Source organism: Streptomyces cahuitamycinicus (genome assembly GCF_002891435.1).
Taxonomy (GTDB): domain Bacteria; phylum Actinomycetota; class Actinomycetes; order Streptomycetales; family Streptomycetaceae; genus Streptomyces; species Streptomyces cahuitamycinicus.
In genome coordinates, this window is the sequence record NZ_POUC01000620.1 from 1 (window position 1) to 3,464 (window position 3,464).

Genomic DNA, 3,464 nt, shown 5'->3' on the forward strand with positions numbered 1-3,464 from the left:
GGGTTTCGCTGCCGACGCCGCAGGGTTTCGCTCCTACCTCCCGGCAGTGCTCCCCCTGACAGGGCGGCGCGCCCACTCGGGTTGGGCAGCGCCCCGGCCCTTACAACGCAACGCGCCCACTCGGGTTGGACCGTGCTCCGGCCCTTACAACGCAACGCGCCCACTCGGGTTGGACCGTGCTCCGGCCCTGGCAACGCAACGCGCCCACTCCGGGCGGGCCGTGCCCCGGCCCTGACAACGCGGCGCTCCCACTGGGGCGGGCAACGCTCCGGCCCGAGCAGGGCACAGCTCCCGCTCGGAGCGGGCCGTGCTCCGGTTCTGGCAGAGACGGGAGTCCGGCTCCCGCAGGGCGCACGCAGCACCCGCTCCCACCTGGGCGACAGTCTGCCCTTCCTGCAGCGGGGCTCCTGCCCCGGGCAGGTTCCGGAAACCGGCCTACGCGCCCACCCCCGGTGGGTTACTGCTGCGGATGGTGCGGGGGGATCGGAGGCAGGTCGCCGGTCGTCTCGTAGGCGGACAGCATGTCGATCCGGCGGATGTGACGTTCGTCACCGGAGAACGGCGTACCGAGGAACGTCTCCACGAACTTCGTCGCCTCGTCCTGCGAGTGCATGCGCGCGCCCACCGCGACGACATTCGCGTTGTTGTGCTGGCGGCCCAGGGACGCCGTCTCCTCGCTCCAGGCGAGGGCCGCGCGAACGCCCTTGACCTTGTTCGCGGCGATCTGCTCGCCGTTGCCCGAGCCGCCGATGACGACGCCGAGGGCCTCGGGGTCCGCGGCCGTGCGCTCCGCTGCGCGGAGGCAGAAGGGCGGGTAGTCGTCCTGGGCGTCGTAGATGTGCGGGCCGCAGTCGACGGGGTCGTGACCCGCCTCCTTCAGCCACTCGACGAGGTGGTTCTTGAGTTCGTAGCCCGCATGGTCCGAGCCGAGGTACACGCGCATGGGACGAGTGTGACACGGGTGTTTCCGGGAAGGCGCGCGGGGTGGCGCTCATGAAAACTCGAGGCGACTGTGAGCCACATAACTGAACCTCAGGAAAACCTCAAGTAACAATCTGGATTCAAAGGTTCTTCTGACGGTTCACCTCAGATTCACTGGACCGGCTCGTACATCGCTCGTGCGAGCCCCCGTACACCGCCATGCCGCGAAACACCCCGTTCGTGCGGCTCGTGCGTTCCGTACGGAAGTACAGCTCCCCGGCGCAAAGGAAATCCGTTCCATGACCTCGCAGCCGACTCTCAACACGACCGGAAACGACCCCGGAGATCCCGGAGCACCCGGAGCCGAGGGCTCCGGCCTGCAGGCCGGGCTCAAGGACCGGCATCTTTCGATGATCGCCATCGGCGGTGTCATCGGCGCCGGACTCTTCGTGGGGTCCAGCTCCGGTATCGCCACCGCCGGGCCCGGCATCCTCCTGTCGTACGCGCTCGTCGGCACGCTCGTGGTGCTGGTGATGCGGATGCTCGGTGAGATGTCGGCCGCCAACCCGACCTCGGGTTCCTTCTCGGCGCACGCCGACCGGGCCCTCGGGTCCTGGGCCGGTTTCTCCATCGGGTGGCTGTACTGGTTCTTCTGGGTCGTCGTGCTGGCGGTCGAAGCGACCGCCGGGGCCGTGATCCTGGAGGGGTGGATACCGGCGGTGCCCCAGTGGGGCTGGGCCCTGATCGTGATGCTGGTGCTGACCGCCACCAACCTCGTCTCCGTCGGCTCCTACGGCGAGTTCGAGTTCTGGTTCGCGGGCATCAAGGTCGTCGCCATCGCCGCGTTCATCGTCATCGGCGGACTGGCGGTCTTCGGGCTGCTGCCCGGTGTGGACAGTGAGCAGGCCGGGCTGAGCAACCTCACCGAGCACGGCGGCTTCCTGCCCCACGGGGCCGGCGCCATCCTCACCGGTGTGCTGCTCGTCGTCTTCTCCTTCATGGGCAGCGAGATCGCCACCCTGGCCGCCGGTGAGTCCGAGAACCCGCGGCAGGCCGTCACCAAGGCCACCAACAGCATCATCTGGCGTGTCGCCGTCTTCTACCTCGGCTCGATCGCCGTCGTCGTGTGCCTGCTGCCGTGGGACAGCAAGTCCATCACCAAGGACGGCTCCTACGTCGCCGCGCTCGACTCCCTCGGCATCGCACACGCCGGTCAGATCATGAACTTCATCGTGCTGACCTCGGTGCTGTCCTGTCTGAACTCCGGCCTCTACACCGCCTCCCGCATGGCCTACTCCCTCGGCCAGCGCGGTGACGCGCCGAAGGCCTTCTCCCGCACGACGTCCAACGGCGTACCGCGCACGGCGATCCTCGCCTCCGTCGCCTTCGGCTTCGTAGCGGTGTTCTTCAACTACAAGTTCCCGGACTCCGTCTTCCTGTTCCTGGTGAACTCCAGTGGTGCGGTCGCCCTGTTCGTGTGGCTGGTGATCTGCTTCTCCCAGCTGCGCATGCGGAAGATAATCAAGGCCGAGGCGCCCGAGAAGCTCGTGGTGAAGATGTGGCTGTACCCGTATCTGACCTGGGCGACCGCCGCCCTGATCGTGTTCATCCTCGGCTACATGCTCACCGACACCGAGCACGACGGGCGCCAGACCATCCTGCTGTCGCTGCTCGTCGCCGCGGTGGTGCTCGTCATCGCCTTCGTGAAGAAGGGAGTGCGTGGGGGGCAGCCGGCCGCCGACGCCCCGCAGGCTCAAGGTGAGGAGCGCAGCGAGGTGTCGGCCGGCTGATCCGCCGGCCGCCGCCCCGCCGTTCGTCGTGAACGGGGGCCTGTGGTGCGTGCTGCCGCACGCGCCGCAGGCCCTTCTCGTTTGCCACGGCCGCCTACAGCACCGTGAAACTGTCCCTGACCTTCTCGTAGGTGGCGAGTGCCTCCTGCTCGATCCCGGCGTCGTACCACGTGTTGACCTGGTACGACTTGCCGGTCACGTTGAAGCCGAGCAGACGGGCGTGCCAGTGGACGCCCTTGAGTGTGAACGTGTACTCCCAGACCACCGCCGGGTGGCCGCGGAACGTGGTCTCCTCCAGGCGGATCTTGCGGTAGTCCTGGCCCTGGTGGGCGTTGCGCTCCGAGGTCTGCCAGGTCTCCAGCAGGTCGCCTCGGGCCAGGGAGGACTTGCCGACCAGTTCCTGGGCGCCGTCCGGGGAGGTGTAGTGCACCTCCGCGCCCGTCTTCACGTCCCTACGCCAGCCGTCCGGCGTCGCCCAGGCGAACCCGCCTGCCTCCCGGTGTGTGCCGGGCGGCAGGGTCTGCGGCCTGGTGGTCCCCCCGACGGTGGGCGAGGGGGTGGCGCCGCCGGTGGTGGCCGGTGCCGACGCGGAGGATCCGGCGCGGGGAGTGTCGTCGCCTTCCGGTGAACCCGATGACGTCGCCAGCAGGATGCCGACGACGGTGCCGGCGGTGGCGAGGGTGGCCGCCCCGGCGGTGAGCACCGTACGGCGACGACCCGCGGCGGGGCGGGGATGCGAGCGCCGTGCGGCCG

Annotated in this window: 3 protein-coding genes; 1 reads left to right on the forward strand and 2 read right to left on the reverse strand. The window is 69.0% G+C overall.

The annotated features are described in order from the left end of the window. Positions 1 to 457 precede the first annotated feature (457 nt). Positions 458 to 943 (reverse strand): ribose-5-phosphate isomerase, encoded by a 486-nt coding sequence (locus C1J00_RS40465; RefSeq protein WP_102913837.1) that lies wholly within the window; start codon positions 941 to 943, stop codon positions 458 to 460. Positions 944 to 1,220: 277 nt separating this feature from the next. Here C1J00_RS40465 and C1J00_RS40470 point away from each other — a divergent pair, with 277 nt between their 5' ends. After that, the gene (locus tag C1J00_RS40470) at positions 1,221 to 2,711 is read left to right on the forward strand and encodes an amino acid permease (protein ID WP_102913838.1); all 1,491 of its coding nucleotides are present in this window, start codon (positions 1,221 to 1,223) and stop codon (positions 2,709 to 2,711) included. Between the two features lie 94 nt (positions 2,712 to 2,805). On the opposite strand, the gene C1J00_RS40475 is transcribed toward C1J00_RS40470, so the two are convergent. Beyond that, on the reverse strand, positions 2,806 to 3,464 hold a 659-nt coding region (locus C1J00_RS40475; protein WP_500691501.1), incomplete at its 5' end, for a serine/threonine kinase C-terminal domain-containing protein.